Below are 2,825 nucleotides of genomic sequence, written 5' to 3'. Positions count from 1 at the left end.
GGTGGGCGCCAGGTTCTATCGCGTGGCAGCCGGCGCACTGCGCCTGAAACACGCGCGCACCCGTGACGATGTCTGCACCCTCCGCCCCAGCAAGGGGCGCCTGCAGGCTCACGAGACCGACGAGCGCCGCTATCGACGCCCGTCTCCTCAGAAGCATTGCAGGTCCGCTTCAGTCTGCGCTCTGCGGAATTCCTGCATCCGATCCTCAAGCTCCTTTTCGGTGCGGAACAACACCCCGAGCTCACCGCGCCGCTCCCGCATGCGCAGCACCGTTTCGGCGGCCTCATAGTCTTCGTAGGGTATCAGTTCAGCGATGACGTCGATGCTGCACGAGCACTTCTGCATGACCAGGTAATCCTGGCCGTTTGCCGCCATACAGCCGAGAACGTAATCGACGCGCGCTTCCGTGGGATAGTCGTTGTCCGCGACTGCAGTCGAAGGCAGCGCCCCGGCGATAGCGGCAATCGCCAAAGCAGCAGTGGCGTGACGGAAACACCGCCAAATCGAATACTTCATTGTGCCTCTCCCCTTGCCTTGCCGTTGAGTTCCAGCAACGATAACCGGTCCAAGGAACGCCATGGAGACTCAAAAGTATACAAGACGACGACATTGGCATCCTCATCCGGCGACGCCCCAGACCAGGCTGTGTAAGCGACGCCGCACACGATCGAGATGCTGTCCATGGGGCCAAACGCTCGCCACCTTAAGAGGGCATTCAATTGGGGTTACCATGGGGTGGCGGGACGCGCCGTGGTGACGTGGCAGCGCAATGACGCCCATGCCGGGTTCGGGCTAACAGTTGGGAGGTGAACCATGAACGACGCAGTCATCCTCATCACTGGAGCGAGCAGCGGCATCGGTGCCGAGACGGCACGCCAGGCGACCAAGGCGGGGTACCGTGTCGTGTTGGCGGCGCGATCGGTGGACCGGGTGACGCGCTTGGCCGAGGCGTTGGACGGCCCAGACCGTGCGCTTGGCGTTCATTGCGACGTCAATGACGCAGCCAGTCAACAGGCCATGGTGACCAGCGCCCTGGAGCATTTTGGCCGCATCGATGCGGTATTTGCCAATGCGGGGATGGGCGGCAGCCCCGGTGGCTTCAGCGGCGCTGACACTGCCATCTGGCGGGAGATGATTCTCACCAACATCTACGGTGTCGGCCTGACGCTGCGCCACACCATCGAGGCGCTCAAGCGCACCCGCGGGCACCTTCTGCTGACCGGGTCGGCGGCTGGTCGGGCCACGATTGCCGGATCCATGTACAGTGCGACGAAATGGGCGGTCAGCGCGATCGGTTACGGCGTAAGAGAGGAGTTGCGCGGCACAGGCATTCGGGTCACATTGATCGAGCCGGGGATGGTGGACACACCGTTTTTCGATGAGCCGCCGGCCTATGCCCTGAAGCCGGAAGATATCGCCAGGGCGGTTCTCTACGCCATCTCCCAGCCACCCCATGTGGATGTGAACGAGATTCTCGTGCGTCCCACGCCGCCACTGGAGTGATCCGCTGATCGGCGGGTGAAGGTCGCCCAACCGGCTGACGACCCGTCGCCGGCAATTCAACCGGCGATCCCCAGCCCCGGTGGTGCCTTCGCCCTTCGCAAGTCGACCGCCACTGTGCGCGTCCAGGCTGGCACCCTGGGCAGCACTGCAGGCGCGATTCTTTGCCCTTGTAGCTCGATTGGATAGAGCATCGGCCCTTCGAAGCCGACGGTTGGAGGTTCAAGTCCTCCCAAAGGCACCATCAGTGTCGATCTCGACGGTTACAGGACTCTAGTCATCCGGTGGGAAGCTGTGATATTCGCCATCTTCATCCTGGTAGCGACCGCGCCGTAGCACCAGTGTCTCCGTCGGATGGCTGACGCCGATCCAGACCTCCCCGGTCTCCGTGTCCAGGACAACCACGGGTGGACCGACCTCCAGTTGATAGCGCCCTTCATCGGCTGACCAAGCGAGGGTCGGGGTGAACGCGAGCGCGAGCACCCCTGCGAATAAGCCCGGCCGGAACTGAGATGTCATGATGGCTCCTATTGCCTGACAGGCGCACCTCGCCTGCTGTTAGCATAGCGCACCGCAGCACTGCCGCGACCATCGCTGCGCCGATGCCTCGTGTTGGCGCACGCCCGGGAGATGCGCGTGGCGGCAGGTCTCGCATGGTTCGCTGTTCCTTGTTTCAGAACCGTCGCTAGTGTCCGCTTACAGGACACTAGAGAGTGGGATGGTACTCACATTTTTCGCCCGCTTGCGATGAGATGCTGCACGCGACTACCAGACACTCAGACGTGCCATGCTCGTGGGAAGGTTGGTAGGTGCGCTTCTCCAAAGTTGCGTGCGCCGCGGGGATTAGCGCTCGCGGGGACAAATTTTCATCGGTATTGAGCATTTCGTTGGGGTCTCATGGAACCGACCGATACAACAGACCGCAAGGAAATGGAGGAGCTGTTCCGCCTGCAGGACGCCGCATTGCAGGCGGCTGCCAACGCGATCGTGATCACATCCGTCGACGGCACGATCCGCTGGGTGAATCGGGCCTTTTCTGCGCTCACGGGCTATTGCGTCGACGAAGCGATTGGCAAGACCCCCGGTGAGCTCATTCGGTCGGGCGAACAAGGCCGCGAATTCTACTGCAACCTGTGGAATACGATTCTGGCGGGAGACGTTTGGCACGGAGAACTCGTCAACCGCCGCAAAAATGGAAGCCTCTATTGTGAGGAACAATCCATCTCCCCGGTGCGGGACGCGCGAGGTACGATTACCCATTTTATTGCCATCAAGCAGGACATCACCGAGCGCAGGCACATGGCGTCCCGCCTGGCCTACCAGGC

Annotated in this window: 4 protein-coding genes and 1 tRNA gene; 3 read left to right on the top strand and 2 right to left on the bottom strand. The window is 62.0% G+C overall.

Annotated features, from left to right (window positions below; genetic code table 11):
- Positions 1–147: 147 nt before the first annotated feature.
- A complete protein-coding gene (locus QZT63_RS12765) occupies positions 148–516 on the bottom strand; it encodes a hypothetical protein (protein ID WP_290651741.1) in 369 nt (122 codons plus the stop codon).
- A 297-nt stretch (positions 517–813) separates the two neighbouring features.
- On the opposite strand from QZT63_RS12765, the gene QZT63_RS12760 reads away from it, so the two are divergent.
- Positions 814–1,503, top strand: a complete 690-nt coding sequence (locus QZT63_RS12760) for an SDR family oxidoreductase (RefSeq protein ID WP_290651739.1) — start codon at positions 814–816, stop codon at positions 1,501–1,503.
- Positions 1,504–1,666: 163 nt separating this feature from the next.
- A tRNA-Arg gene (locus tag QZT63_RS12755) sits at positions 1,667–1,744 on the top strand.
- Between the two features lie 29 nt (positions 1,745–1,773).
- Here QZT63_RS12755 and QZT63_RS12750 read toward each other — a convergent pair.
- On the bottom strand, positions 1,774–2,019 hold the full coding sequence (locus QZT63_RS12750) for a hypothetical protein (RefSeq protein ID WP_290651737.1): 246 nt from the start codon (positions 2,017–2,019) through the stop codon (positions 1,774–1,776).
- 378 nt (positions 2,020–2,397) lie between these two features.
- Here QZT63_RS12750 and QZT63_RS12745 point away from each other — a divergent pair.
- The coding region (locus tag QZT63_RS12745) for a PAS domain S-box protein (RefSeq protein ID WP_290651735.1) at positions 2,398–2,825 on the top strand (428 nt) is incomplete at its 3' end.

Origin of the sequence: Aquisalimonas sp., assembly GCF_007120195.1 — a bacterium.
Taxonomy (GTDB): domain Bacteria; phylum Pseudomonadota; class Gammaproteobacteria; order Nitrococcales; family Aquisalimonadaceae; genus Aquisalimonas.
The sequence above is the reverse complement of the archived record's forward strand: the minus strand, read 5'-3'. Positions and strand labels throughout refer to the sequence as shown.

Bases quoted from the DNA above. Each gene is read 5' to 3' on its own strand.
- QZT63_RS12760 (WP_290651739.1), top strand. From the start codon at position 814: ATGAACGACGCAGTCATCCTCATCACTGGAGCGAGCAGCGGCATCGGT.
- QZT63_RS12765 (WP_290651741.1), bottom strand. From the start codon at position 516: ATGAAGTATTCGATTTGGCGGTGTTTCCGTCACGCCACTGCTGCTTTG.
- QZT63_RS12750 (WP_290651737.1), bottom strand. From the start codon at position 2,019: ATGACATCTCAGTTCCGGCCGGGCTTATTCGCAGGGGTGCTCGCGCTC.